Origin of the sequence: Sphaerisporangium sp. NBC_01403 (genome assembly GCF_045040145.1) — a bacterium.
In the GTDB taxonomy this organism is placed as follows: Bacteria; Actinomycetota; Actinomycetes; order Streptosporangiales; family Streptosporangiaceae; genus Sphaerisporangium; species Sphaerisporangium viridialbum.
Genome location: NZ_CP109534.1, coordinates 9806241 through 9832250 on the forward strand (window position 1 = coordinate 9806241; position 26010 = coordinate 9832250).

General features: G+C 70.1%; 20 protein-coding genes. 11 read left to right on the forward strand and 9 right to left on the reverse strand.

The annotated features are described in order from the left end of the window. Positions 1 to 25: 25 nt before the first annotated feature. Genes OG589_RS44315 through OG589_RS44325 form a run of 3 tightly spaced genes read left to right on the forward strand, consistent with a single transcriptional unit; the run spans position 26 to position 2998 of the window. Positions 26 to 886: a decaprenyl-phosphate phosphoribosyltransferase gene (locus tag OG589_RS44315; RefSeq protein ID WP_405152243.1), complete on the forward strand. Its 861-nt coding sequence runs from the start codon at positions 26 to 28 to the stop codon at positions 884 to 886. Further along, the gene (locus OG589_RS44320) at positions 883 to 2208 is read left to right on the forward strand and encodes an FAD-binding protein (protein WP_405144939.1); all 1326 of its coding nucleotides are present in this window, start codon (positions 883 to 885) and stop codon (positions 2206 to 2208) included. Before OG589_RS44315 ends, OG589_RS44320 begins: the two co-directional genes overlap by 4 nt. A gap of 37 nt (positions 2209 to 2245) precedes the next feature. Then, positions 2246 to 2998 carry an SDR family NAD(P)-dependent oxidoreductase gene (locus OG589_RS44325; RefSeq protein ID WP_405144940.1) on the forward strand — a complete coding sequence of 251 codons (753 nt, stop codon included), beginning with the start codon at positions 2246 to 2248 and terminating at the stop codon, positions 2996 to 2998. A 148-nt stretch (positions 2999 to 3146) separates the two neighbouring features. Here the strand turns inward: OG589_RS44325 and OG589_RS44330 are convergent, their stop codons facing one another. From OG589_RS44330 to OG589_RS44345, 4 genes are all read right to left on the reverse strand, one after another. Continuing rightward, a complete protein-coding gene (locus OG589_RS44330; protein WP_405144941.1) occupies positions 3147 to 8342 on the reverse strand; it encodes a ThuA domain-containing protein in 5196 nt (1731 codons plus the stop codon). Between the two features lie 666 nt (positions 8343 to 9008). Beyond that, positions 9009 to 9317, reverse strand: coding sequence for a helix-turn-helix domain-containing protein (locus OG589_RS44335; RefSeq protein WP_405144942.1), 309 nt, complete (start codon positions 9315 to 9317; stop codon positions 9009 to 9011). Next, positions 9314 to 9697 carry a type II toxin-antitoxin system RelE/ParE family toxin gene (locus OG589_RS44340; RefSeq protein ID WP_405144943.1) on the reverse strand — a complete coding sequence of 128 codons (384 nt, stop codon included), beginning with the start codon at positions 9695 to 9697 and terminating at the stop codon, positions 9314 to 9316. The genes OG589_RS44335 and OG589_RS44340 overlap by 4 nt, the downstream gene beginning before the upstream one ends. Before the next feature lie 412 nt (positions 9698 to 10109). After that, positions 10110 to 10868: a Clp protease N-terminal domain-containing protein gene (locus tag OG589_RS44345; RefSeq protein ID WP_405144944.1), complete on the reverse strand. Its 759-nt coding sequence runs from the start codon at positions 10866 to 10868 to the stop codon at positions 10110 to 10112. A 158-nt stretch (positions 10869 to 11026) separates the two neighbouring features. Between OG589_RS44345 and OG589_RS44350 the strand changes: the two genes are divergently transcribed. Both OG589_RS44350 and treS read left to right on the forward strand, forming a co-directional pair. Then, positions 11027 to 11416, forward strand: a complete 390-nt coding sequence (locus OG589_RS44350) for a hypothetical protein (RefSeq protein ID WP_405144945.1) — start codon at positions 11027 to 11029, stop codon at positions 11414 to 11416. Then, the gene (treS, locus tag OG589_RS44355; RefSeq protein ID WP_405144946.1) at positions 11409 to 14033 is read left to right on the forward strand and encodes a maltose alpha-D-glucosyltransferase; all 2625 of its coding nucleotides are present in this window, start codon (positions 11409 to 11411) and stop codon (positions 14031 to 14033) included. Before OG589_RS44350 ends, treS begins: the two co-directional genes overlap by 8 nt. A gap of 105 nt (positions 14034 to 14138) precedes the next feature. Here the strand turns inward: treS and OG589_RS44360 are convergent, their stop codons facing one another. Both OG589_RS44360 and OG589_RS44365 read right to left on the reverse strand, forming a co-directional pair. Then, on the reverse strand, positions 14139 to 15230 hold the full coding sequence (locus OG589_RS44360; RefSeq protein ID WP_405144947.1) for a S1 family peptidase: 1092 nt from the start codon (positions 15228 to 15230) through the stop codon (positions 14139 to 14141). A gap of 456 nt (positions 15231 to 15686) precedes the next feature. Further along, on the reverse strand, positions 15687 to 15881 hold the full coding sequence (locus tag OG589_RS44365) for a hypothetical protein (RefSeq protein ID WP_405144948.1): 195 nt from the start codon (positions 15879 to 15881) through the stop codon (positions 15687 to 15689). On the opposite strand from OG589_RS44365, the gene OG589_RS44370 reads away from it, so the two are divergent. Next, positions 15874 to 16209, forward strand: coding sequence for a hypothetical protein (locus OG589_RS44370; RefSeq protein WP_405144949.1), 336 nt, complete (start codon positions 15874 to 15876; stop codon positions 16207 to 16209). The two genes, OG589_RS44365 and OG589_RS44370, sit on opposite strands and share 8 nt — an antisense overlap. 94 nt (positions 16210 to 16303) lie before the next feature. Here the strand turns inward: OG589_RS44370 and OG589_RS44375 are convergent, their stop codons facing one another. Further along, positions 16304 to 17791 (reverse strand): S1 family peptidase, encoded by a 1488-nt coding sequence (locus OG589_RS44375; protein ID WP_405144950.1) that lies wholly within the window; start codon positions 17789 to 17791, stop codon positions 16304 to 16306. 85 nt (positions 17792 to 17876) lie between these two features. Next, positions 17877 to 18836, reverse strand: coding sequence for a LysR substrate-binding domain-containing protein (locus OG589_RS44380; RefSeq protein ID WP_405144951.1), 960 nt, complete (start codon positions 18834 to 18836; stop codon positions 17877 to 17879). A 247-nt stretch (positions 18837 to 19083) separates the two neighbouring features. Between OG589_RS44380 and OG589_RS44385 the strand changes: the two genes are divergently transcribed. Continuing rightward, positions 19084 to 20199, forward strand: coding sequence for an NAD(P)H-dependent flavin oxidoreductase (locus OG589_RS44385; RefSeq protein WP_405144952.1), 1116 nt, complete (start codon positions 19084 to 19086; stop codon positions 20197 to 20199). A 65-nt stretch (positions 20200 to 20264) separates the two neighbouring features. Continuing rightward, on the forward strand, positions 20265 to 21422 hold the full coding sequence (locus OG589_RS44390; protein ID WP_405144953.1) for a damage-control phosphatase ARMT1 family protein: 1158 nt from the start codon (positions 20265 to 20267) through the stop codon (positions 21420 to 21422). Positions 21423 to 21432: 10 nt separating this feature from the next. Here OG589_RS44390 and OG589_RS44395 read toward each other — a convergent pair whose 3' ends face one another. Beyond that, complete coding sequence (locus OG589_RS44395; protein WP_405144954.1) at positions 21433 to 22248, reverse strand: crotonase/enoyl-CoA hydratase family protein; 816 nt, start codon at positions 22246 to 22248, stop codon at positions 21433 to 21435. 238 nt (positions 22249 to 22486) lie between these two features. Here OG589_RS44395 and OG589_RS44400 point away from each other — a divergent pair, with 238 nt between their 5' ends. The 3 genes from OG589_RS44400 to OG589_RS44410 all read left to right on the forward strand — a co-directional run bounded on the left by OG589_RS44400 (position 22487) and on the right by OG589_RS44410 (position 26009). Further along, on the forward strand, positions 22487 to 24031 hold the full coding sequence (locus OG589_RS44400; protein WP_405144955.1) for an acyl-CoA synthetase: 1545 nt from the start codon (positions 22487 to 22489) through the stop codon (positions 24029 to 24031). After that, complete coding sequence (locus OG589_RS44405; RefSeq protein WP_405144956.1) at positions 24021 to 24923, forward strand: Zn-ribbon domain-containing OB-fold protein; 903 nt, start codon at positions 24021 to 24023, stop codon at positions 24921 to 24923. The genes OG589_RS44400 and OG589_RS44405 overlap by 11 nt, the downstream gene beginning before the upstream one ends. A gap of 66 nt (positions 24924 to 24989) precedes the next feature. Next, positions 24990 to 26009 (forward strand): thiolase domain-containing protein, encoded by a 1020-nt coding sequence (locus OG589_RS44410; RefSeq protein WP_405144957.1) that lies wholly within the window; start codon positions 24990 to 24992, stop codon positions 26007 to 26009. The last annotated feature ends 1 nt before the right edge of the window (position 26010 follow it).

The window sequence follows — 26010 nt, forward strand, 5'->3', positions numbered from 1 at the left end:
GGACACCGTGCCGGCGGCCCTCACCATGGGCGCGCGGATCAGGGGATTCGCGCGCGCGTGCCGTCCCCGCCAGTGGCTGAAGAACGTCCTGGTCTTCGCCGCCCCCGCCGCGGCCGGGGTGCTGACCACCCCGGCGGGCCTGCTCGACGCCATGGTGGCGTTCGTGGCGTTCTGCCTGGCGGCGAGCGGCGCGTACCTGCTCAACGACGCGGCCGACGCCGAGGCCGACCGCCGCCACCCGCGCAAGCGCCTGCGTCCCATCGCCGCCGGCATCGTGCCGGTGCGGGCCGCGCGCGCGGCCGGGGTCCTGTTCATCCTGGCGGCGCCCGCGTTCGCCTTCCTCGCCGGCGGCTGGCGGCTGCCCGCGGTCGTGGCCGGCTACCTCGTCCTGACCCTGTCCTACACCTACTGGCTCAAGCACGAGGTGGTCGTCGACCTCGTCGCCGTCGCGGGATGCCATGTGATCAGGGCCTTCGCCGGGGCGGTCGCGGTGGGCGTGCCCGTGACGAGCTGGTTCCTGGTGGTGGTCTCGCTCGGCTCGCTCCAGGTGGTGGTGGGCAAGCGGGAGGCCGAGATGCGCAACCAGGGCACGAACGGCACCCGTGCGACCCTGGTGACCTACACCCCGAGCTACCTCGCGCACGTCCGCTCCATGGCCTCGGGCGCGATGATCGTCACGTACTGCCTGTGGGCGCTCCAGATCCACGCGGACACCCTCTATGGTGTGAGCATCGTCCCGTTCGTCCTCATCGTGCTCCGGCACAACCTGCTGGTCGACCGGGGGATAGGGGAGGAGCCTGAGGAGCTCGCGCTGCGCGACCGGCCGTTGCAGCTCTACACCGCCCTGCTCGTCGTCCTGCTCGTCGTCGGAATCTACGTGAGATGACCTTCCTGTCCGGCTGGGGGCGCACCGCTCCCACGCCCGCCACGCTCGTCGCCCCCCGCACGGCGCCGGAGCTCTCCGCCCTGATCGCCGGGGCGTCCTCGCGCGGCCTGATCGCGCGCGGGCTCGGCCGGGCGTACGGGGACGCCGCCCAGAACGCGGGCGGCGTGGTGGTGGACGTCGCGGGGATGGAAGCGCGCTGGTCGCTGGATCCGGACACCGGTGTGGTGACCGCGACGGCCGGGATGAGCCTGCACGACCTGATGCTCGCGCTCGTCCCGAGGGGATGGTTCGTCCCGGTCACACCCGGCACCCGCCATGTCACCCTCGGCGGAGCCGTCGCGGCCGACGTGCACGGCAAGAACCACCACGTCGACTCCTCCTTCGGCGCGCACCTGCGGTCGCTCACGCTGGTCACGGCGGACGGCACCAGCCGCGTGCTCGGGCCGGGGGACGAGCTCTTCTGGGCCACCGTGGGTGGCATGGGCCTGACCGGGCTGATCACCGAGGTGAGCTTCGCCTGCGTCCCCGTCGAGACCTCCCGCGTGCGCGTGGACGTCGAGCGCACCCGCGACCTCGACCACACGCTGGAGGTCATGACGGCCACCGACGACCGTTACCGCTACACCGTCGCGTGGATCGACCTGCTCGCCCGGGGCTCCCGGATGGGCCGCAGCGTGCTCACCCGGGGAGACCACGCCCGCAGGGACGAGCTTCCGGCCGGTGCCGACCCCCTGGCCTTCGCCCCCTCCTCGCGGCTGCCCGCCCCGCCGTGGGCGCCGAACGGCCTGCTCAACGGGCTGACCGTGCGCGCGTTCAACGAGGCCTGGTACGCCAAGTCGCGCGAGCGGCGGGTCATCCAGGACCTCGCCCCCTTCTTCCACCCGCTGGACTTCGTGGACGGGTGGAACCGCGTCTACGGGTCACGGGGGTTCGTGCAGTACCAGTTCGTCGTGCCGTTCGGCGAGGAGGGCACGCTCCGGCGCGTGGTGTCCCGCCTGTCGGCCGAGGGGGTGGTGTCCTTCCTGACCGTGCTCAAGCGCTTCGGGCCGGGCACGCCGGGCATGCTGTCCTTCCCGATGCCGGGCTGGACGCTCGCGCTCGACATCCCTGCGGGCCAGACGGGGCTGGCCGGGCTGCTGCGGGAGTTCGACGAGTGGGTCGCCGGCGCGGGCGGGCGCCTCTACCTCGCCAAGGACGCGCGCATGCGGGCCGAGCTGCTGCCCGTGATGTACCCGCGGCTGGCGGAATGGCGCAAGATACGGGAGAGCGTCGACCCTGGTGAAGTCTTCCGCTCCGACCTGGCAAGGAGACTCTCGCTGTGAACCGAGCGAAGTATGGATCCGACGAGGAGACCGCCCCGTGAAGAACGCCTTGGGCTCGGTGGACACGGTGCTGCTTCTCGGCGGGCGCAGCGAGATCGGCCTCGCCATCGTGGAGCGGCTCGTCCGCGACGGGGCCCGGCGGGTCGTGCTCGCCGCGCGCGGCGAGGCGGAGGCGGCGGCCGTACGGCTGAAGGGCCTCGGCGCCGAGGTCCGCGTGCTGCACTTCGACGCGGCGGAGCCGGAGACGCACGGCGAGGTCATCGATGCCGCCGCGGAGTTCGCCGGGGACCTCGACGTCGTGGTCGCGGCCTTCGGCGTGCTGGGCGACCAGGCGGCGTACGAGGCCGATCCGGTGTCGGCGGCGGGGTCGGTGGCGGTCAACCTCGGCGGTCACGTGTCGGCGGGGCTGTTCGCCGCCCGGCGGCTGCGCGAGCAGGGCCACGGCACGCTCGTCGTCCTGTCCTCGGTCGCGGGCGTGCGCGTACGGCGCGCGAACTTCGTGTACGGGGCCGCCAAGGCGGGCCTGGACGGCTTCGCCCAGGGCCTGGGAGACGCCCTGCACGGCTCAGGCGCCCGCGTGATGGTGGTGCGCCCGGGGTTCGTCACCGGGCGCATGACCGCGGGCATGCCGCCCGCCCCCATGGCCACCACGCCGGGAGCGGTCGCCGACGCCGTGGCCGAGGGCCTGCGCGACGGCGCCGAGACCGTCTGGGTGCCGAAAAAGCTCCGCCCGGCCTTCGCACTGATGCGCGCGCTGCCCCGCTCACTGTGGCGCCGCATGCCCCGCTGAAACCTGTTCTAGTATGCGCGGAGCACATGGTTACTCGTCTGTAGTCGGCCTTCCCAATTGCGAAAAGCAACCGTGCGGGTGGCGCTGAGCGCAGGGGAGGCGGCCGGCGGACGCCGACCGCCTCCTGCGGCCCATTACGTCCGGCTGGTCACCTGGCCATGTCCAGGAGGAGACGTCCGCCGTTGGCGGCGATCCCCTCGGCGGACGATTGGCCGCCCAGGCGGACGATCAGAGCGTCCGCGTCACGGACCAGCACCGCTCGGGCGGCCTGGTCGGCCACGTCGTCGGCTCTGTCCCGGAACTTGCGCAGATGATGGAGCGCCTCCTCGGTGTGGCCCTTCTCGTAGCTCTTGCCCGCCGACTTCAGGTAGTTGCGAAGCTGGCTCCCGAGCGAGCCCTTGATGGCATACCTGTCGAGCAGGGTCGTGAGATCGCCGAACGACGTGGTCACCGTCAGGGTCCTGGCCTGCTCGGTCGTGTTGCCGGCCTTGTCCTTGGCGGTCACCTTGACGGTGTGCGTGCCGAGCGGAACGGCCGTCAGATCGAGACGCCTGCCCAGCTCCAGTGCCTTGTCGTCGAGCGTGGCGGTCACGGTGTCGATCCCCGACGCTTCGTCCTTCCCCTCGGCGGTGACGGTGATCTGGGCGCTGTCGCCGTAGTTCCCGTCGTTGTTCAGCCCGCCGATGGTCAGCGCCGGCTTGGTGGCGTCCAGCTTCAGCGTGACGTCCTTGGCCTCCTCCTGGTTTCCCGCCTTGTCCTTCGAGCGGAAGGACACCTTGTGGGTGCCGTCGCTCTCAACCTTGAACGGGTCGGTGTAGGCGGCCCACTCGCCGTCGTCCAGCTTGTATTCCGTCTTGTCGATCCCGGAACCCTCGTCGGTGGCCGTGAGGCTGACTGTCACCGGTGCGGTGTACCAGCCGGTGGGCTGCTCCGCCGGGTCCAGGGCGGCCTTGGTCACCGGCGCCTTGGTGTCCTTCGGGCCGCGGACGAGCGTGAAGTCGTCCACGTCGAAGTCCGCTCCGGTGAACACCAGGTAGAGCTTGGTGCTTCCGGAAGGAACGTTCGTGAGCGGCGTGGAGACATCGGCGTAGGACTCCCAGCCGCCGGTGTTCGGAACGGTGACGCTGCCCAGCACGGGCCCGGTCGGTGAACCGGTGCGGATCTCGAAGCCGCCGGACGGGTTGGGTGAGGCCACCCGGGCCGTGAAGCCGGTGACGCCGGTGAGGTCCACATCGTCGTAGGCGGCCCAGTCGCCGGGGTGGACGAAGCCGAGCACGCTGCCGCCGTGCGCCGGGACGTGCGGGTAGGGCTGCACGCCGTTGGCCTCCGTCCAGGCCTCGGCCTGAACGGTCACGTCGCCCGTCGCGGGGCCGAGCTCCTTGATCCGGATGTTCCGGAACGACACCTCGTCGCCGTCGCCGTGGTTCTGGATGCCCACGTACCCCTGCTTCAGGGACCGGTTGGGATCGGTGTTGGTGAAGTCGTTGATCCTCACGCCGTTGAGGAAGACCTGCAGACGCTCGCCCTCCACCCGGATCTCGTAGGTGTTCCACTGCCCCGGCGGGTTGAGCGCGGCGTCGCGGGCCGCCAGATCCGCGGACTTGAAGCTGTAGACCGAGCCGGTCGTCCTGTCCGGCGCGTCCGTGGCGTCGATCTGGATCTCGTAGCCGTTGTTCACCGCCGACCACGGGTCGTCGGAGGCGGGGAAGCCGACGAAGACACCGGAGTTGTCGTCGCCGCGCATCTTCCAGTCCAGCTTCAGCGAGTAGGAGTTGTACTCCTTCGCCTTGTACCACAGCATGCCGAGGCCGCCCTGCGAGGTGAGGGTGCCGTCGGCGTTGGTGAAGCCGCCCGGCCCGGCCTGCGACCAGCCCGTCGTGCTGCCGTTGTAGATCGAGGTGTAGCCGATCTCGGGACGGCAGTCCGCCTGGGCGTCGCCCATCGCGTAGTTGATGCCGCCGAGCAGGTGCTTGCGGAACTCCGGCTCGGCGAAGGAGGCCGCGGTGTGCCCGCCGCCGGTGTAGAACGACCGTCCGCCTTCGTAGGTCTTGCACCAGGCGATCGGGTGATCCGGACCCATGCCGCCGCCGGAGTAGGAGGACTCGTCGAGAGAGGCCAGCACGTGGGCGGTGCTACGGGCGTTGGAGCGGTAGTCGTACCACTCGTCGGTGCGGTTCCAGATGGGGCCGAGGTGGGCGGTCGCCGCGTGGGCCCGGTCCTCCACCTTGACGGTGGCCGGCTGGATCGCCGGGTGGGACGCGAACCACGCGCCGACCAGGCCACCGTAGAACGGCCAGTCGTACTCGGTGTCGGCTGCGGCGTGCACGCCGACGTACCCGCCGCCCGCGTGGATGTAGGACTCGAAGGCGGCCTGCTGGGCGTCGTTCAGTACGTCTCCGGTGGTGCTGAGGAAGACCACCGCCTTGTACTTGGCGAGGTTGTCGGCGGTGAAGGCACCCGGGTCCTCGGTCGCGGTGACCTTGAAGCCCAGGTCCTTGATCGCCTGGATGCCGGCCGGGATGGAGTCGTGCCGGAAGCCGGCCGTACGCGAGAAGACCAGGACGTCGCCCTCGGCGCCGCCGCTGCCGCCGTCGCCGGCCGGCATCTTCCACTTCTGCGCGTCGCTGCCGTCACAGGTCTTGATGACCATCTGCCCGGCGTTCGAGCCGTCGAGGCACTTGCCCGACTGCGGGTTCTTCAGCGTGCCGTCCGACCCGAAGGTCCAGTTCTGCGCGCCGACGCCGGCGACGCAGTCCCAGATCTGAACCCTGGTGCCGTCGGCGGTGCGGCCGCCGTCGACGTCCAGGCACTTGCCGAGTGACCGGATCGTGGAGCCGCTGACGGTCCAGACCTGAGCCCCGGTGTCGTTGCACTCCCAGAGCTGCACGTTGGTGCCGTTGGCCGGGTTGGCGCCGGCGACGTCGAGGCACCGGCCGCCGACGCTGGTGATGGGGCCGACGGTCGGGCCCCCGCTCGGCGGCTCGGCCGTCAGCGTGAAGTCGTCCACGTCGAAGAGCGCGCCGTCATTGCCCTTGAAGAACAGGTAGAGCTGTGTCGTTCCGGCCGGTGCGTTCGACAGTGGCGCCGAGACGTCGACGAAGGTCTCCCAGCCGCCGGTCACCGGCACGCTGACCTTGCCCAGCAGGGTGCCGGTCGGCGATCCGGCGCGCACCTCGATGGTGCCGCCCTTCCCGCCGGAGGAGACGCGGGCGGTGATTCCCTTGGCGCCGGTCAGCTTGTACGGCTTGAACGAGATCCAGTCACCGTTGTTGATGTCACCCACCGTCTTGCCGCCGTGCGCCTGCCCCTTGCTGATGGGGTTGACTCCCGACGCGGCCGTGTAGTGCTCGGCCTGCCGGTGCCGCGGCTGCAGGATGTGCTGGGTGTGCGTGGTCAGGCCGCCCTTGTCGGTGTACTCGGCGTCGAACACCGCGAAGATGTTCGCGGCGTCGTCGTGCTCGCCGTCGACCGGGATGGTGAGGTCGCTCGAGCAGCCGTTCTTCGAGGTGATCTGGTGACCGTGGCTGTCGTGGCCGAGCACGTAGGTCATCTTGACCTTCGCGCAGTCGATGTCGCCGTCCTCCGGGTCGGTCACCTTGATCTTGAAGGGGACGGTGTCGCCCCACTGGAACAGCTGGCCCTCGTCGGGCAGCTCCACGGCCACGGTGGGCGCCGTGTTGCCGACCGTGATGAGTACGCTCGCGGTGCCGGTATTGCCGGCAGGGTCGCTCACCGTGAGCTTCGCGCTGTACTGGCCGTCGGTCGTGTACGTCTTGACCGGGTTCGGGGTAGTGGAGGTAGTGCCGTCGCCGAAGTCCCAGGCGTAGGTGAGCGCGGCGCCCTCCGGGTCGGCGGAGCCGGCCGAGGAGAACGTCACGGTCAGCGGGGTCCTGCCCGACGTCTTGTCGGCCTTGGCCACGGCGATCGGTGAACGGTCGCGGCCCTTGATGTACTCGAAACGGTACAAGGCGGAGTTCTGGTCGCCGCCGAAGTAGCCCGAGCCGTAGTCCAGCACGTACAGCGCGCCGTCCGGGCCGAACGCCAGGTCCATCACCTGGGTGCCGGTCCACGGGAAGTCCACGATGTCGCCGCGGGTCCCGTCGGCCTTCACGTCGATCGCCTTGATCCAGCGACGGCCGAACTCGCCGGCGAAGAAGTGACCGTCCAGGTCCTCGGGGAACTTGACCGCGGACTTCAGGTCGGCGTCGTAATGGTAGACCGGCCCGCCCATGGGGGACTCGGAGCCGCCGCCGAACTCCGGCGGCGAGCCGGCGTCACCGCCGTACCTGATCCAGGCGGGCTGGGCGGGCGGGAGCTTGCTCAGGCCGGTGTTGCGGAACGAGTTGTTGGTCGGTCCGCCCGCGGCGCAGTCGTACTTCTGGCCGGAAGGCCCCGAAGGGAAGGTGAACTCGTTGTAGGTCTCGGCCAGCGTGTTGGTGCCCGTGCAGTACGGCCAGCCGTAGTTGCCGGGGCCGGTGACACGGTCGAACTCCACCTGGCCGCTCGGCCCTCGGTTGGGGTCGCTGGTGCCCGCGTCGGGGCCGTAGTCGCCCACGTAGACGATGCCGGTGGACTTGTCGACGCTCAGCCGGAACGGGTTGCGGAAGCCCATGGCGTAGATCTCGGGCCTGGTGCTCGCGGTCCCCGGCGGGAACAGGTTGCCCTCGGGGATGTCGTAGGTTCCATCTGGCTTGACCTTGATCCGCAGGATCTTGCCGCGCAGGTCGTTGGTGTTCCCGGCGCTGCGCTGGGCGTCGTAGGCGGGGTTGCGGTCGGTCCGCTCGTCAAGCGGGGAGTAGCCCGACGAGTCGAAGGGGTTGCTGTCGTCGCCGGTGCTCAGGTAGAGGTTGCCCGCGGCGTCGAAGTCCATGTCGCCGCCCACGTGGCAGCAGATGCCCCGGTCGGCCGACACGTCCAGCACCTTGACCTCACTGGCCATGTCCAGGGTCCAGTCGGGCTTGACCGCGAACCTGGACAGCCGGTTCACCCCCTTCCAGGCGGAGAAGTCCGAACCGGTGGCCGGAGCGTCGCCGTCGGGGGTGTTGAGGCGAGGTGCGTAGTAGAGGTAGATGAACCGGTTGGTCGCGAAGCCCGGATCGGCGGCGACTCCCTGGAGCCCCTCCTCGTCGTGGCTGTAGACGTTCAGGGCGCCGACCACGGCGGTGTCGCCGAGCGCGTCGGTGCGCCGCAGGATCCCTTCGCGGGAGGTGTGCAGCACGGACAGGTCGGGCAGCACGGTCATGGTCATCGGCTCGCCCATGTCGGCGACCCCTTTGGCCATCTCCACGCGCTGGTAGTCGGCGGGGTCCAGGGCCGCCGCGTGCGCCTGGGCGGGGCCGGCCACGGTGACCACGGTGAGGCCTGTCAGGGCTATGGCTAGGGCGCATGTCTGCGCGATCCATCTTCTGGCGCGTCCGGTCGGCCGCCTGGGGGGCATGGCGGAGTTTCCTTTCCTCGGTGCGTGTTCGCCTCACAGGTCCTCGGCGAACGTGGTGATCGCCCCGACGGTAAGCCATCTTTTGATGGTTTGTGAAGATAGTTCTTCCAACAATGCGGGACTTTTGTCTGACAACGACGAAAGTGCTGTCAGGCGGTCATCGTGGAGGGAGAGCAGCCGTGGAAGGAGGTCATGCCATGGGTGCGGCGGTAGGTGGCCGGCAGCCGGTCTGGCATCAGGCGCGCAGTTCGCACCAGGTGGTGAGGGTTGTGCCTCGGTGGGTGACGCCCCATTCCTTGGCCAGCATGCTGACGATCCGCAGGCCTCGCCCCGGCTGGAGTGTCGCTCACGCTGGACGCTCACAAGCCTTATGTCGTACGCGACTCGAAGAGATCCCGACGGTTCGGTGCTGGTGCAGCCGAAGCAGACGATGGCCACGCGCTCTGCGCGAGGGCACGACGGGTGACAGTTTCCGCGGGTCGCACTGGGTCGGGATGCGGACGCGGGTGGTGCGAAGGCGGGTCCCCGGTGTCGGCTGGGTCGCAGGGGGCGGGCGCGGATGCGGTCGGTGGGTCAGGCGATCTTGTAGTGGGTGCCGTCCACCGTTGCCACGACGTCAAGTCTTCCACCCAGGGCCTGCACGTAGGAGATGAGCGTGCTCAGCGTCGTGGATGCGGGGTCGCCACGCTCGATCGCGGAAACCCGTTCTTGGCGGACGTGCATCCTCTCCGCGACGTCCGCCTGCCGTAGGCCGAGTTGCTTGCGTACCTGGGACAGCCTGATCGCGGCCGCCATCTCCGCGGTGCCCTCGTCGATCGCCGCGATGTCCTCGTCATCGAAGATCTCTCGCTTGACAGCATCCCACTCGTGAAAAGTGGTCATCGACCGTGTCCCTTCGATCCATGTTCGAGTAGCTCGACCCACTCGGCGAAACGCGCTTCGGCGAGTGGAATCGCTTTCTCATACCAGGAATCCCATTGTCCTGATTTGTCTCCTCCGACGAGAAGCACGGCAGTGCGCCTGGGATCGAAGGCGAACAGGATCCTGATCTCACTTGGGCCTGCGGAGCCCGGGCGGAGCTCCTTCAAGTTCTGTATGGCCGACCCCCTGATCCTGTCGACGAGCGGCCGGCCCAAGTCCGGTCCGATCTCGATCAGGGTCTGGATCGCCTGACCGATCAGCCGAGCGGTGATCCGGTCTTCCACGCGGATCGTGTGCAGCCACTCCTTCACTTCTCCGACCATCTCAAGACGCCACCCCACCGCAGCCCTCCTTCATAGTATGCAGGCATACTAGGAAAGCCAACTCTTCCACGATAAGTAATCGTTCAACTTCGTCTCGCGGTCATGGGTGGTCTCTGTGGCGGCTCGGCTCTTTCGGATTGTCTGGTTTCCGGGGCGGCCTCCGGAGCTGGTCGTCTTCGGGTCGCTGGGCACCGTCCGGCGCTGCTGCTCGGGACGTCGAAGGAGTGCTGCGACAAGGTGCTCCTTGGGCTGTCCACAGCCAGCCGAAGAAGACGATGGCGCAGGACAGGGCACGTACGGTCTTCGGTAATCGGTCCATGGGATGGCTCCGCCCGATATCCGATCCCCGAGCACGGGGTCTGTCCGTCTCGGGACTCGGGGATCCGCTGCTAGGGATGACACTCCCGCCGGGTGGCGGCATTGTTCGCTGTCAGGCTTCGGGAGCCGTGTTGAGGCGCTCCTCCAGGCGCTCGATGCGCCGGATCAGTGGTTGGACCTCCTGGCGGACCGCGGTGGCCAGTGCTTTCGCCGTATCCGCAGGCATCGCCGGGCCGGCTGCCTGGCTCTGCGCCCGGAGGTGCACGTACCCCGCCAGGGCGGCGGCGACGGCGCGGCGGGTCAGCCGGGGCTCGGCGCCGAGGGCGCGCAGCACCTGACCCGCGGTGCCGTCGGGTTCGGCGACCAGGCCGAGCAGGAGGTGCTCGCAGCCGACGTAGTTGTGCCCGAGAGCGGTGGCCTCGGTGACGGCCAGCTCCAGGGCGTTGGCCGCTGGGCTGCTGAAGTGCCGTGCCGTACCGTCCTCGTCGTCCTCCGTCCCGGATGACTCGCGGGCGAGGTGGCGGCCGAGCTGCTCGGGCTCGATCTCCACGGCGCGGAGCACGTGCAGGGCGAGGTTGCCGCCCTCGGCCAGCATGCCGCCGAGCAGGTGCTGCGTGCCGACGCTCGGAGCGCCGTCCGCACGTGCCTGTTCCACGGCGAGCTTGAGCACCATGCGTGCCCGGCCGGTGAAATGGGCGAGCCGCGCGGTGGGGTCGTCGAGGTCCAGGTCGCCGAGCGCGGTCTCCCGGATGGCGGTGACGCGGCGCACCGCCTGCTCCAGGGCCCGCTGGCACACGGCGGAGACCGGCACCCCCGACTCCTTGACCGCCTCGGCGAGCTCGTCCGGCAGGTAGACGTTGATCTTCGGCATCGCTCGCGCTCCTAGACTGGGGTTATGAACGGGTTATCCCCCCTGTATACCCCTCATGGGGTTACTTGTCCACGCCGTATGGCGGGCTAGATCACATATCGCTACGCGGCGGCGCCGAACGGGTACCCGCCAAAGGGCAAGTCGGGCAGAATTCCTCCATGGAGCCACAGCCATTCATCGTCAGGCTCGAACCCATCGACCCGGGCGAGACCGAGGCGCTCGCCGAGAGCACGCGCCGCCTGCGCGACGAGATCCTGCAGATCGACGGGGTCACCGCCGCCGAGCCGGTGGCGTCCGGCGAGCCGGCCGCGGGCACCCGCGCCCCCGCGCTCATGCAGGAGGGCGCGCTCGCCATCTCGATCTACATCTGGGTGGTCCGTCCGGCGGTCTCGGTGATCCGCGACTTCCTCCGGCGCAACGCGGGCAACCGCGCGCGCCTGGAGTTCCCCAACGGGCAGAAGGTGACCATCGAAGGGCACTCCGAGGAGTCCGCCGAGCGGCTCGTGGCCATTCTCAAGGAATACGAGGACCGAGCCGACCGTGACTGAGGCGCTGGGCGAAGATCTTCGCCTGGGCGGCCACCGGCGCGCCCTGGCGATCGCCACCGGCCACTACCGCCACCCCTCCCTGCCCGACCTTGAGTCGCCCGCCAAGGACGCCGCGATCATGCGGCGGGTGCTCTCCGACCCGCTGCTCGGCGGCTTCGACCCCGTGGGCATCCTGTACGACGCCGACCTCGTGACCGTGCGCGAGCGCATCTACGACTTCTTCGTGTCGGCCGAGCCGGACGACTTCCTGTTCGCCTACTTCTCCGGGCACGGGGTGAAGGACGCCGACGGCCGCCTCTACCTCGCCACGATCGAGACCGACCCCGAGCGGCTGCTCCCCTCGGCGGTGCCGGCCGAGTACGTCCGCGACTGTCTCGACAGGTGCCGGGCGCGCCGCGTGGCCATCGTCCTCGACTGCTGCTACGCCGGGGCCTTCCCGCGCAGCCGGCAGCAGCGCGGCGACCTCGAACGGGTGGTCATCGTCGCGGCCAGCGCGATCCAGCGGGCGCACGAGGCCGAGGACGAGTCGGGCCAGGCGCTCCCCTCGGTCTTCGGCAGCGCGTTCTTCGAGGGCATCGAGACCGGCGCGGCCGACGGTGACGGCAACGGGTGGGTCAGCGTCCGCGAGGCCTTCGACCACGCCCGCGAGCGGCTCGGCTACAGCGGGCGCAACCAGACGCCCACGATCGACAGCAGGGTCGGCGGCGACCTGTGGATCGCCCGCGCCCCCGTACGTCCCGGGGTGCTGCCGCCCGACGTCGCCGCGCTGATGCACAGCGGGCGGGTCGCCGCCCGGGTCATGGCCGTCGAGGAGATCGGCCTGTGGCTGCTGTCGGCGGACGCCATCCAGGTCGCGACGGCCGAGCGCGCGCTGGCCGACCTGCGCGCCGATCCGGCCGAGGAGGTCGGGCTGGCCGCGCGGCGCGTGCTGGCCCGGCACCGAGGCACGTCCCTCACCGGCCTTGACGAGGACGCCGCGCGGGCGCCGCTGCGCGACCCGCTCTGGTACAAGAAGGCCGTCTTCTACGAGGTGCGGGTGCGGAGTTTCTCCGACTCCGACGGCGACGGGGTCGGCGACCTGCGCGGGCTCATCAACAAGCTCGACTACCTCGGCTGGCTCGGGGTCACCTGCCTGATCCTGTCCCCGGTGTTCGGCTCGCCGCTCCACGACGACGGCTACGACATCTCCGACTTTCTCGCGATAAATCCTGATTTAGGGACTCGGCAGGACTTCGTCGAGCTGATCGACGCCGCCCACCGCAAGGACATCCGCGTCGTGCTCGACCTGGTGCTCAACCACACGAGTGACCAGCACGAGTGGTTCCGCCGGTCCAGGGCCGACCCCGCCGGCCCGTACGGCGGCTTCTACGTCTGGCGAGACGCCGTTGAGGCCGAGGCACCGTACACGCGGGGGAGCGGTGACACGCAAGGCTGGACCTACGATCCGGTGCGCCGCGCCTACTACTGGCACCGGTTCCACGCGGCCGAGCCCGACCTGAACTTCGACGAGCCGGCCGTGCAGGAAGCCATGCTCGACGTCGTGCGCCACTGGCTCGATCTCGGCGTCGACGGCTACCGGCTGGTCTCCGCGCCCTTCCTCTACGAGCGCGAGGGCACCTCGGGAGAGGGCCTCGCCGAGACGCACGACTACCTCAAGAGGCTGCGCGCCGAGGTCGAGAAGCTCTATCCCGGCCGGGTGCTCATGGCGGACGCCAACCGCCGGCCCGCCGACGCCGCGGCCTACTTCGGCGACCCCGTGACCGGCGACGAGTGCCACATGGTGCTCTACACCTCGCTGATCCCGCGCATCTTCCTGGCCATCCGGCGCGAGAACCACCAGCCGGTCTCCGACGTGCTGACCCGGCTGCCCGCCATCGCGCCGAGCTGCCAGTGGGGCGTCTTCCTGCGCAACAGCGAAGAGCTCTCCCTGGCCTCGCTCGACGAGCGCGAGCGCGCGTACCTGTTCCGCGAGTACGCCACGGCGCCGCGCATGCGCACAGAGACCGGCATCAGGCGGCGCCTCGCGCCGCTGGCGGACAACGAGCGCAGCCTGCTGGAGCTGTGCACGGCGCTCATGATGTCGCTCCCGGGGTCCCCCATGCTGTACTACGGCGACGAGATCGGCATGGGCGACAACCTCATGCTGCGCGGCGGCGAGAGCGTGCGCACGCCCATGCAGTGGTCGCCCGACCGCAACGCCGGCTTCTCGCACAGCGAGCCCGACCGGCTCGTCCTGCCCGTCCTGATGGACTCGGTGTACGGGTACCAGGCGACGAACGTCGAGGCGCAGCGGCGGAGCCGTTCGCTGCTGCACTTCACGCGGCGCGTCATCGAACTGCGCCGGCACAATCCCGCCTTCGGCGTCGGCAGGTTCGAGGAGGTCGCCTCCACCAACCCCGCCGTGTTCGCCTACATCCGCTCGCACCAGGCCGACCAGGTGCTGTGCGTGGTCAACTTCTCCAGGTTCGCCCAGTCGGCCAGGCTCGACCTCGCCGGGTACGCCAACCGCACTCCCGTGGAGGCCTTCGGAGGGTCCCGCTTCCTGCCGATCGGCCACGAGCCCTATCCACTCAATCTCGCGGGCCACGGCTTCTACTGGCTCAACCTCCCCGCCTGAGGCGCCCCCCGCACATGGGAGGGCGCCGCCACCCCGTGAGGGATGGCGGCGCCTTGGTGATGCCGGGGGGTGCTTACGGGGTTCTTGAGCCGGTCACCCGGTCTGTCAGCCGGTCACCAGGGTGAGGCCGTAGACCGAGAGGATCTCGTTGACCGGCTGGAAGTACGTCGTGCCGCCGGAGGAGCAGTTGCCGGAGCCGCCGGAGGTGACGCCCTGGGCCTGGCTGCCGGAGATGAAGGAGCCGCCGGAGTCACCGGGCTCGGCGCACACGTTGGTGCGGGTCACCTCGTACACCGTGCCCTGCGAGTAGGTGACGCTGGTGTTGCGCTGCTGGACGGTGCCGCAGTGCCAGCCGGTGGTGGAGCCCGACCGGCAGATCGACGCGCCGACGGCCGCGACGGTGGAGCCCTTGACCGTCACGTTGCCGTACGACACGATCCCCCTGGGCGTCCAGTTGCTGTTCACCGCGACCCACGAGTAGTCGTTGGTCGGGAAGGACGAGCCCTGGAAGGTGCCCTGGGAGACCTGGTTGTACCCGGTCGTGCTGTTGCCCGCCCTGCCGCAGTGGCCGGCGCTGACGAAGCCCGGCGTGCTGCCGCGCTTCACCGCGAAGCCGACCGAGCAGCGGGCCGAGTTGTTGATGTAGTACGCGTCGCCGCCGCGCACGTCGTAGAAGGTCTGCGGCGCCTCGCTCGACTGCTCGATCTTGACCATGGACTTGTCCACGCCGCTGGCGGCGACGAAGGCCTCGGCGTCCGAGGGCTGGGAGGTCTGGACGACGACAGTGTTGCTCGGCACGTCGACGTACCACACCGGGCTCGACTTGGGCGTCTGGGCGGCGGCGGCCTTGTCGAGGGCGGCCTTGGTGGCGTCGAGCGAGGCGAGGCTGCGCTGGACGACCTTGGCCTGGACGCCGGAACCGGTGATGGCGGACGCGGCGGCGGCGTCGGTGGTGGCGACGGTCAGCGTGCCGGAGGTGGCTCCGCTGAGCCACGACCCGGCGAAGCTGTCGCCGAGCTGGCCCTTGACCTTGGCCTCGACGCCGGTGAAGCGGGCCTCGTTGAGCAGGCGGGACTCGGCCTGCTCCCTGGTGATGCCGAGGTCACGGCTCATCGCGTCGATCATGGCGGGAGCGGGTTGTGCGGTGACGCCGGTCGCGGCGGCCGGTGCGCGGTCTGCGACGGCCGGGGCGGCCATGATGGTGAGGACACTTACTGCTAGAGCGCATCCGGCGGTAACGGTGCGTCTGCGGAGCATGGGCTCTCCTCGGTGTTCGGGGGTGCCGTCACCGTAACTGCGCTCACGGCAGTCGCGGAGCTATCGTTTGGTCCCTATCGCCGCGTTATGGAACCCTCCGGCGCGTTGCCAAGGTCTGTCCGGATTCGCCCGGCCGGCCCCCACCCAAGATCAGAACGCCGCCCGCCGCTGGGGTTTGGGGGCGATTCGCCGGGTATTTCCTGAGCGCAAAAAATAGCGGTGCTTTTTATGCTGACTTGCAGAGGGAATGCGATTATGTCGCGAATCTGATCGTTGCGATTGGCGAGGCGGAGCGGACACAATGTTCTGCCGCTTCACATGAAAAGCGGCCACTCTCTCCGCATCCCCCGATTCCCGAGTTGGAGTAGAAATGTCAGGGTTCTCGCTTCGTACCCGTTATGCCACGACCGCGCTGGTCATGGCGTTCTCGGGTGCTTCGATCGCTATTCTTCCGCCGGTCGCGGCGTCGGCCTCCACGACCGCGTCCCCGTCCGCCAACGCGTCCGCCGCATCCAACACGTCCACCCTCACGTCCGTTCCGAAGCCCAAGTCCGCCGAGCTCGTATTCCACGCGGAGAATGTCGTGAACACCCAGCCGGCGCAGGTCAAGCCGGGCGATTCGTGGGTCACCTATTTCTCCCTTTCCGACGGGAAAAGGAAGCGGGCCGGTGACGGCCGCGCGCGCTGCTCGGCGGTTCAGGCGACTCCGCACGGCGTCGTCGCGCAGTGCACGCGCGTGCTGCGCACCCGGCACGGGCAGATCACGCTGCTCGGCATGGACGACTGGGCGGGCAACCCGCCGTGGACGAGCAGTTCCGCGATCACCAGCGGCACCGACCACTACGCCGGCCTGACCGGCTCGGCCCGCAGCACGGTCTCCGGGCAGCACACCATCTTCAAGATCCACCCGGCCGGCTGAGGCCGGGCACGCGAAAGCGGTGCCGCCGTCCCGCTCCGGACGGCGGCACCGCCTCATGCCGCGGTGCTCACGGCCTCCTCAGGCCGAAGCCGGTCTACGGCTTGCTCAGGCCGAAGCTGTAGGAGCCCGAGCCGCTGTAGGCGTAGACGCGGTACTGGTAGTAACCCGCCGTGCCGGAGTAGCTGATCGTCTCGTCCGGGGCCGAGGTCGTGCCGCTGGCGACGTTGACCCAGGCCGAGCCGTTCCACTTCTGCAGGTAGAGGTCGAAGTCGGCGCCGGTGGGGCCGTCGAGGCAGGCGCGGTGGGTGCCAGAGACGGTCGACTGGTAGTAGGTGCCGTTGGGCTGGTAGGCGCTCTGGCCGCTGCTCAGGCTGCCGCTGAAGTTCTGCTGGTAGCCGCTGCAGCCGGTGGGCGGCGGGTTGCCGCTGGTCTTCAGCGTGAGGCCGTAAGCCGAGAGGATCTCGTTGACCGGCTGGAAGTACGTGGTGCCGCCGGAGGAGCAGTTGCCGGAGCCGCCGGAGGTGACGCCCTGGGCCTGGCTGCCGGAGATGAAGGAGCCGCCGGAGTCGCCGGGCTCGGCGCACACGTTGGTCCGGGTCACCTCGGAGACCGTGCCCTGTGAGTAGGTCACGCTGGTGTTGAGCTGCTGGACGGTGCCGCAGTGCCAGCCGGTGGTGGAGCCCGACCGGCAGATCGACGCGCCGACGACGGCGACGGTGGAGCCGCTGACGGTCACGTTGCCGCCGCTGCCGTCGTTGACCCACGGCTGGGGCGTCCAGTTGCTGTTGACCGCGACCCACGAGTAGTCGCTGCCCGGGAAGACCGAGCCCTGGAAGGTGCCCTGCGCGACCTGGTTGAAGCCGGTCGTGCTGTTGCCCGTGCTGCCACAGTGGCCGGCGCTGACGAATCCGTTCTGGCTGCCCTTCGTCACCGAGAAGCCGATCGAGCAGCGGGCCGAGCTGTTGATGTAGTACGCGTCGCCGCCGCGTACGTCGTAGAAGGTCTGCGGCTGCTCGCTCGACTGCTCGACGCGTACGGCCGCCCTGTCCGCGCCGCTCGCGGCGATGAAGGCCTCGGCCTCCGCGGGCTGGGAGGAGAGGACGACGACGCTGTTGCTGCGCACGTCGACGTACCAGACGGGGGTCGACTTGGGCGCCTTGGCGCTCACCTTGTCGAGGGCCTCCTTGGCGGCGTCGAGCGAGGCGAGGCTGCGCTCGACGACCTTGGCCTGCGCGCCGGAACCGGTGATCGAGGAGGCGGCGGAGGCGTCGGTGGTGGCGACCGTGAGCGTCGCGGAGGTGGGCCCGCTGAGCCACGAGCCGGCGAAGGTGCCGGTGATGCCCTTGCGCAGCCTGGTCTCGACGCCACTCAGGCGCGACTCGTTGAGCAGGCGCGACTCGGCCTGTTCCGCGGTGATGCCGAGGTCCCGCTGCATGGCCTTGACGAGGCCGGGCGGGGGCTTCACCGCGGAGGTTCCGGTCGCGCCCGTGGGGGCTTGTTCTGCGACGGCCGGGGCGGCCATGAGGGTGAGGACGCTGATTGCCAGGGCGCATCCGGCGGTGACCGTGCGTCTGCGGAGCATGGAGTCTCCTCGGTGTTGGGGGGTGCCGTCACCGTAGCGGCGTCCATGCTGGTCGCGGATATATTGCTTTGCCCCTACCGCCGCGTTATGGAACCGCGCCGAACTGCGGGTTGGAGACGAGCCAGTCGGCGTATCGGGAGCTGCGCGCTATGGCGTCCCCGTAGGCCTCCCGGGCGTGGTGCGCCACAGACGGCGCGGCCCGGGCGGCGATGGAGTCGGAGTGCCAGCCCAGCAGGTGCCGCCACCGCAGCGGCGCCCCGGCGATGGGCATCATCACGAGCTCGGCGGTCAGCTCGAACGTCGCCTGGCACAGCGCCACGGCCTTGCCCACCTTGACCAGGTGCAGGCAGGTTCCGACGTCGGTCTCGTACACGGTCTTCGGGACGAAGCCCGCCCGCGCGCACGTGCCGGCGAAGCAGTCGGCGAAGCAGCCGTCACCGGGGGCGACCGCCCACGCCTCGTCCGCGAGGTTGGACAGCTCCAGCTCCTTCTCCCCGGCCATGGGGTGGTCCTCGCGAAGCAGGACGAAGACCGGGTCGGCCCCGACGACGCTCCACGTCATGACGTCGGCGGCGGGGGGAGGGGTGTCCCCGCACGTCCCGATGAGCGCGAAGTCCAGCCGGCCGGCGCTCACCATCGTGGTGAGCTCGCGTGAGGACCACGACGTACGGGTGCTGACGGGCGTGTTCGGATGGGCCATGGTGAGCCGCTCGACCAGGCCGCCGAGTATGGGCCCGTGGGTGGCGCCGATCCGGAACCCCGGTATTCCTTCATAGGTGTTGGCGAAGCGCACCGCCTCTTCTTGCAGTTCCCGCACGGCCGGCAGGAGGACGCGAGCCCGTGTCAGGACGAGCTCGCCGAGGGGAGTGGGACGGGCGCCGTTGCGGTCACGCTCGAAGAGAGCGCCCCCGAGCGTGCGCTCGATCCGTTTGAGCTGCGCGGTCAGCGACGGCTGGGCCAGCCCTAGCTGGGTGGCCGCCTTGGTGACGCTCCCTGCCTCGGCGACCGCGCGCACGATCTTGAGGTGACGGAGCTCCAGGTCCATACCGGGAACGTACGACTAACGTGTTATGTCCGCAATGCCGATATGTCACGAAATTTGACAGTAATTAGTCGGATCATGCCGAACGTCGTTCACAGCCCATCGGGCGAGATGTGAGCCGGGCGACTGAAACGTGTTCCTCTCGGTTACGCTGCCTCGATGATGCGTGGCCGACCGGCTGGCCCTACTGACCGAAGGTTCTAGATAGAACGCGTTGCAGCCGTCTTCGGAGGAGTCGTACATTCGAGCCATGCGGACACGTGTCACCGACATGTTCGGGATCGAGTTGCCGATTTTCGCCTTCAGCCACTGCCGGGATGTCGTCGCCGCGGTCAGCCGCGCCGGGGGCATGGGAGTGCTCGGCGCCCTCTACTTCACTCCAGAAGAGCTCGAAATGGAGCTCAAGTGGATCGACGACCACGTCGACGGCAGGCCGTACGGCGTGGACGTGGTCATGCCGGCCTCGTACGCCGGAGCCGACCTCGGCGTCGACTCCCCGGAGGAGCTGGTGGCCAGGCTCCAGGGGATGATCCCCGACGGGCACCGCGAGTTCGTGGAGAACCTCCTGGCCGAGCACGGTGTGCCCCCGCTGTCCGGCGGGGCCGACGCGGGCAGGGTGCTGCTCGGCTGGACCGACGCCACGGCCCGGCCGCAGGTCGAGACCGCGCTGAGGCACCCGATCGCGCTGCTCGCCAACGCGCTCGGCCCGCCCCCCAAGGACGTCGTGGACCTCGCCCACGCCAAGGGCGTCAAGGTCGCCGCCCTCGCCTCCACGCCGCGCCACGCGATCAAGCAGGTCGAGGTCGGCGTGGACGTGGTCGTCGCCCAGGGCACAGAGGCGGGCGGGCACACCGGGGAGATCTCCACGATGGTGCTGATCCCGCAGGTCGTGGACGCCGTCGACGTCCCCGTCCTCGCCGCGGGCGGCATCGGGTCGGGCCGCCAGATGGCCGCGGGGCTCGCGCTCGGCGCCGAGGGAGTCTGGACGGGCTCGCTGTGGCTGACCGTCGAGGAGGCGGACACGCCCGAGCACGCCAGGCAGCGGATCCTGCGGGCCACCTCCCGCGACACCGTGCGATCCCGCTCCTGGACCGGCAAGCCCGCGCGGCTGCTCAGGAACGAGTGGACCGACGCCTGGGAGTCCGCCGAGTCGCCGGGCACGCTGCCGATGCCCCTGCAGTTCATGCTGATCTCCGGGGCGCTGCGCAGGATCGGCGACTCCGACGCCGCCGAGCTCGCGACGTTCCCCGCCGGGCAGATCATCGGCTCCATGAACCAGATCAGATCCGCCAAGGACGTGGTCTTCGGCCTGGTCGAGGAGTACATCGAGGCCATCGAGCGCCTGGACCGCCTCACGGCAGACTGACCCGGGCTCCCGCGGCGGTGTGCGGTTTACTAGCGGGTGAGACGCCGAGCCGAGGAGCTGGACGAATGCCGGAGACGATCGACGCGCCTCCCATCCTGGGCAACGTGCCGGGCTCGTACGCCCTCGGGGTGTTCCGCGACCGGCATCCGGTGCTGCTGCGGCAGGTCAGGGACGCGCTGCCCTACACCCCCGACCGGCACGAGGCGCTCGACCGGCTGCTGGACGAGGTCACGCGCGACGTGATGGAGCCGCTCGACGCCTCGGCGCACGACTTCGCCGCGTGGGCCGAGTGGGGGCGCGGCAAGCTCGGCCGCCGGTGGGTCGACGTGCCGTTCCTGTGGGCCGAGAGCTACTTCTACCGCAAGCTCCTCGACGCCACGGGCTACTTCGGGGACGGCCCGTGGCGGGGCGTCGACCCGTTCGGGCCGGTCAAGCAGGCCGAGCTCCAGGGCGCCGTCGTGGACGACGAGCTGGCCGCCCTGGACAAGGCCGCCACGCTGCCCTCCGGCGAGCGGGCGAAGGGGCTCCTGCTCGGGTCGCTCTGGGGCAACCGCGCGGACCTGTCGTTCAAGGTCACGCTGGCGGACGAGCGCGAGCACGTGGCCGCCCTCGTGGTGGACGACAGCGCGTTGCTGTGGTCGCTGGTCCGCGACGGCGCCCCCGGCAAGATCTGCGTGCTCGCGGACAACGCCGGGCGCGAGCTGCTGCCCGACCTCATCCTGGTCGACCACCTCCTGGCCGAGGGGCTCGCCGCCGAGGTGGTGCTGCACGTCAAGCCGCACCCGTACTTCGTGTCCGACGCCACGCCCGCCGACGTGGCGGCCTGCCTGCGGCGGCTCGCGGGCGCGCCGGGTCAGGCCGGCGCGCGGCTGTGGCGGGCGATGGGCGAGGGACGGCTCAAGCTTCGCGCCCATCCCTTCTCCTGCGCTCCGCTGCCGTACCGCGACATGCCGGACGACCTGCGCGACGACCTCGCATCGGCCGCACTGACGATCACCAAGGGCGACCTCAACTACCGCAGGCTGGTCGGCGACCAGGTGTGGCCGCCGACCACACCGTTCGAAGACGTCACCGCGTACTTCCCCGGGCCGGTCGCGGCCCTGCGCACGCTGAAGTCCGACGTGCTCGTCGGCGTGGGCGAGCGCACGCTGGCCGCTCTGGACGCGGCCGGCGAGCCCTGGCGTACGACGGGGACGCACGCCATGATCCAGGTCCGGGCGTGAAGCCGGCCGGCTATTCGCCCTTGTAGACGGGGGGACGCTTCTCGCGGAAGGCGCGGGAGCCCTCCTTGGCGTCCTCGGAGCCGATCACCGGCCAGCCGATGGCGTCGGAGACCTTGAGGGCCTCGGCCTCGGGCATGCCCAGGGTCTCGCGGTACGTGCGCAGGATCGCCCGCACGGCGAGCGGCCCGCAGGCCGAGACCTGGTCGGCGATCTCGCGCGCCACCGCCAGGGCCTCGCCGTCCGGCACGACGCGGTTGACCAGGCCCATCGACAGCGCCTCCTGGGCGGTGACGGCCCGGCCGGTGAGCAGCAGGTCCATGGCGAACGCGTAGGGCACCTGGCGGGGCAGCCGTATGGCGCTGCCTCCCATCGGGAACAGCGCACGCCTGGCCTCGAACAGGCCAAGGGTCGCGGACTCCGCGACCACCCGCAGGTCCGTGCCCACGAGCAGCTCCGTGCCGCCCGCGACCGCGTAGCCCTCCACCGCGCAGATGATGGGCTTGGTCGGCAGGGCTTCGCTGTCGCGCAGCAGGCCCTTCCAGTGGAAGTCGGGGATCTCCTGCGCGCGCCTGAGCACCCGGGGGTCGCTGGACGGCGTGCCCATGGCCTTGAGGTCGGCGCCGGCGCAGAAGGTGCCGTTCGCTCCGGTGAGGATGCCCACCCGCACGCCGGGTTCGGCGGAGATGTAGGCCCAGGCGTCGGCGAGCCCTACCAGCATGTCGGACGAGAGCGCGTTCCTGGCCTCGGGACGGTCCATGGTCACGACGACGAGGTGGTCCTCACGCTCGACGCGGCAGTGTGGCGTGCTGATGGGCAGGAGCTCCATGGGCATCGTCCTCAGTGGTCAGGCGCCTGCCGGGGCGGCCGGACGCGCGTCGCTGTCAAATCAAGCGCTTGCTCGGCTCACGCCGGGCGGGTTAGTCTGCGGCTTGCAAACTAGAACAGATTCTTGTTGTAACCCTCCCGTAGCGCCAGGCCTAGATGGAATATCAGGAACATGCTTCATTTCGGCGGATTCGGGGGACGTTGCGGACGTCAAGGCGGAACCGAACAAGGGAGTTCCGATGGGCTCGCTCGGCTTCTGGAGGCTCGCGCAGGCGGATCCCGGCTGGATCGCCGCGGTGGACCCCGACGGCACCGAATACACGGCCGCTGAGCTGCTCGCCCGGGCCAACCGCCTGGTGCACGGCCTGCGCGACCTCGGCCTGAAGGCGGGCGACGGCATCTGCGGCCTGGTGCCGAACGGAGTCGACGGCCTCACGGTCTACCTCGCCGCGTTGCAGGCCGGCTGGTACTACACCCCGGTCAACTGGCACCTCACCGGGCCCGAGATCGCGTACATCGTCTCCGACAGCGAGGCCAAGGCGTTCTTCGTCCACGAGCGGTACGCCAAGGAGGGCGCGCGGGGAGCCGAGGCGATCGAGGCCCACCGGCGGTTCTCGTTCGGCGCGATCGACGGCTTCCGGCCGGTGTCGGAGCTCACCGTGGGACGGCCGGACACGCTGCCCGGCGAGCGTACGGCCGGCGCCACCATGCACTACACCTCCGGCACGACGGGCAGGCCCAAGGGTGTCAGACGGCCACTGAACGGGCTCGATCCGGACGACGCGGCCGAGCTGATGACGTTCCTGCTCTCGCTGTTCGGGATCACCGCGGGCAGGCCCAACGCCCACCTGGTGACCTCGCCCAACTACCACACCGCGGTCACGCAGTTCGGCGGCACGGCGCTGCACATGGGGCACACGCTCGTCTACATGGACAAGTGGGACCCCGAGGAGACGCTGCGGCTCTGCGAGAAGTACCGGGTGACCAACTCCCACATGGTGCCCACGCACTTCAAGCGGCTGCTCGGCCTGCCCGACGAGGTCAAGCACAAGTACGACCTCTCCTCGCTGAAGTGGATGATCCACGCCGCCGCGCCCTGCCCCGTGCCGGTCAAGTGGGCGATGCTCGAATGGTGGGGCGACTGCATCTACGAGTACTACGCGGCGACCGAGGGCGGCGGCACCATCGCCACGCCGGAGGGGTGGAAGAAGCACCCGGGCACGGTCGGGTCCGCGTGGCCGATCAGCGAGCTGCTGATCGTGGACGACGACCACGAGCCCGTCCCGGTGGGAACCCCCGGGACGATCTACATGAAGATGGCCGGCCTCCGCTTCGAGTACAAGGGCGACCCCGCCAAGACCGAGGAGAACCGGCTCAGGGACCACTTCACCGTCGGTGACATCGGCTATCTCGACGAGGAGGGGTTCCTGTTCCTCTGCGACCGCAAGGCCGACATGATCATCTCGGGTGGCACCAACATCTATCCCGCCGAGATCGAGAACGAGCTGGTGGTCCATCCCAAGGTGGCCGACGTCGCGGTCTTCGGCATCCCCGACGACGAGTGGGGCGAGCAGATCAAGGCCGTTGTCGAGCCCGCCCCCGGCGTCACTCCCGGGCCGGAGCTGGCGGCGGAGATCCTCGGGTCGCTCGAAGGGCGGCTGGCCAGGATGAAGTGGCCGCGCTCGATCGACTTCATCCAGGAGATGCCGCGCGAGCCGAACGGCAAGCTCCTCAAGCGCAAGCTCCGTGATCCCTACTGGGAGGGCCGCGACCGTGCCATCTGAACCGCTCATCGCCGAGCATGTGCTGGAGTTCCCCGGTGGGTACACCCGCACGACGGGACCGGTGATCGGGCGTTTCCTCACGGAGTTACGCGAGGGGCGCATCGTCGGGGTGCGTACGGCGGACGACCGCGTGCTGGTGCCGCCTTTGGAGTACGACCCGGCCACGGGCGAGGCCGTGACCGGCACGTTCGTCCAGGTCGGCCCGGCGGGCACCGTGCAGAGCTGGGCCTGGGTGGAGACGCCGCGCAAGGGGCATCCGCTCGACCGGCCGTTCGCCTGGGCGCTGGTCAGGCTGGACGGCGCGGACACCTCGCTGGTCCACGCGGTGGACGCCGGCGACGTCAAGGCGATGCGACCCGGCCTGCGGGTGCGCCCCCGGTTCCGGCCGGAGGCCGAGCGCGTCGGGCACATCACCGACATCTCGTGCTTCGTACCCGAGGTCACCACGATGGTGTCGCACATCCGCACCGAGTACCGCGTCCAGCCGGGCCGATCGCTCGCCCGCTTCCTCGAAAGCGTGCGCGAAGGCGTCTTCCTCGCCGGGCGCTGCGCGCACTGCGACAAGGTCTACGTGCCCTACCGCACCACCTGCCCGCAGTGCGGCTCCTCCATCGGCGAGGAGGTGGAGCTGCCCGACACCGGCACCGTCACCACCTTCGCCATCAACAACCTGCCCGACCCCCGCGCGCCCGAGGTGCCGTTCGTCTCCGCCTACATCCTGCTCGACGGGGCGGACGTCCCGATGATCGCGCTGATGGGCGACGTGCCCGCACACGAGGTACGGCAGGGCATGCGCGTGAAGGCCGTCTGGGTGCCGCCCGAGGAGCGCACCCTTTCCATGACCAACATCAGGTGGTTCGCCCCCACGGGCGAGCCGGACGCCGAGCTGTGAGCGAGCGGGCTGTGAGCGAGCGGGCTGTGAGGATCGACGGCGCGAGCCGCGTGAGGGGAGGGTCGCGTGCGTGAGGTGGCGGTCGTCGCGTTCGCCCAGACCAGGCACACCGGCCATGACGAGGGGCTGACCGAGCCCGAGCTGATTTCGCCGGTGATCCAGGAGGTCAAGCGGCTGTCGGGCCTGACGAGGTTCGGCTTCACCTGCTCGGGAAGCTGTGACTACCTGGCCGGTGCGCCGTTCTCGTTCGTCTCGGCGCTGGACGCCATCGGCGCCTGGCCGCCGATCTCCGAGAGCCATGTCGAGATGGACGCCGCCTGGGCCCTGTACGAGGCCTGGGTGCGCCTGCAGCACGGCGACGTGGACTCGGCGCTGGTCTACGGCTACGGCAAGTCCTCCCAGGGCGACCTGCGGGAGATCATGACGCTCCAGCTCGACCCGTACTATCTCGCGCCGCTCGGCCTGGACCAGGTCTCGTTCGCCGCCCTGCAGGCGAGCGCGCTGGACGCCGACCCCGGCGCGCTCCGCGAGATCGTACGGCGCAGCCGCGCCGACGGCCGGGCCAACCCGTACGCGCTGGACCTGCCGGACCCCGGCGAGGAGGGGTACGAGGTGCGTCCGCTGCGCCCGAGCGACGCCGCGCCCATGACCGACGGCGCGGCGGCGGTGGTGCTCGCGGCCGGGGACCTGGCCAGGGAGCTGGTCGAGCGCCCGGCGTGGATCGCCGGCATCGCGCACCGGACCGAGCCGCACTACCTGGGGATGCGAGACCTGGCCAGGTCGGCCTCCGCGGCCGACGCCGCGCGCGCCGCGGGGGTCGGCAAGGGCCCCGTCGAGGTCGCCGAGCTGCACGCCCAGTTCAGCCACGAGGAGCTCATCCTCCGCGAGGCGCTCGGGCTGCCGCCTGACACGGTCGTCAACCCCTCCGGCGGCCCGCTCGCCGCCAACCCGGTCATGGCCACCGGGCTGATCCGCATCGGCGAGGCCGCCCGGCGGATCATCGACGGCGGCGCGGGCCGTACCGTCGGCCACGCGTCGTCGGGCCCGTGCCTCCAGCAGAACCTCGTCACCGTGTTGGAGGCCTGAG

What these genes read in the sequence shown, in the direction of transcription:
- OG589_RS44315 (WP_405152243.1), top strand. Translation starts at nt 26, where the DNA reads ATGGGCGCGCGGATCAGGGGATTCGCGCGCGCGTGCCGTCCCCGCCAG.
- OG589_RS44320 (WP_405144939.1), top strand. Translation starts at nt 883, where the DNA reads ATGACCTTCCTGTCCGGCTGGGGGCGCACCGCTCCCACGCCCGCCACG.
- OG589_RS44335 (WP_405144942.1), bottom strand. Translation starts at nt 9,317, where the DNA reads ATGACCACTTTTCACGAGTGGGATGCTGTCAAGCGAGAGATCTTCGAT.
- OG589_RS44345 (WP_405144944.1), bottom strand. Translation starts at nt 10,868, where the DNA reads ATGCCGAAGATCAACGTCTACCTGCCGGACGAGCTCGCCGAGGCGGTC.
- OG589_RS44350 (WP_405144945.1), top strand. Translation starts at nt 11,027, where the DNA reads ATGGAGCCACAGCCATTCATCGTCAGGCTCGAACCCATCGACCCGGGC.
- OG589_RS44360 (WP_405144947.1), bottom strand. Translation starts at nt 15,230, where the DNA reads ATGGCCGCCCCGGCCGTCGCAGACCGCGCACCGGCCGCCGCGACCGGC.
- OG589_RS44375 (WP_405144950.1), bottom strand. Translation starts at nt 17,791, where the DNA reads ATGCTCCGCAGACGCACGGTCACCGCCGGATGCGCCCTGGCAATCAGC.
- OG589_RS44380 (WP_405144951.1), bottom strand. Translation starts at nt 18,836, where the DNA reads ATGGACCTGGAGCTCCGTCACCTCAAGATCGTGCGCGCGGTCGCCGAG.
- OG589_RS44385 (WP_405144952.1), top strand. Translation starts at nt 19,084, where the DNA reads ATGCGGACACGTGTCACCGACATGTTCGGGATCGAGTTGCCGATTTTC.
- OG589_RS44390 (WP_405144953.1), top strand. Translation starts at nt 20,265, where the DNA reads ATGCCGGAGACGATCGACGCGCCTCCCATCCTGGGCAACGTGCCGGGC.
- OG589_RS44395 (WP_405144954.1), bottom strand. Translation starts at nt 22,248, where the DNA reads ATGGAGCTCCTGCCCATCAGCACGCCACACTGCCGCGTCGAGCGTGAG.
- OG589_RS44400 (WP_405144955.1), top strand. Translation starts at nt 22,487, where the DNA reads ATGGGCTCGCTCGGCTTCTGGAGGCTCGCGCAGGCGGATCCCGGCTGG.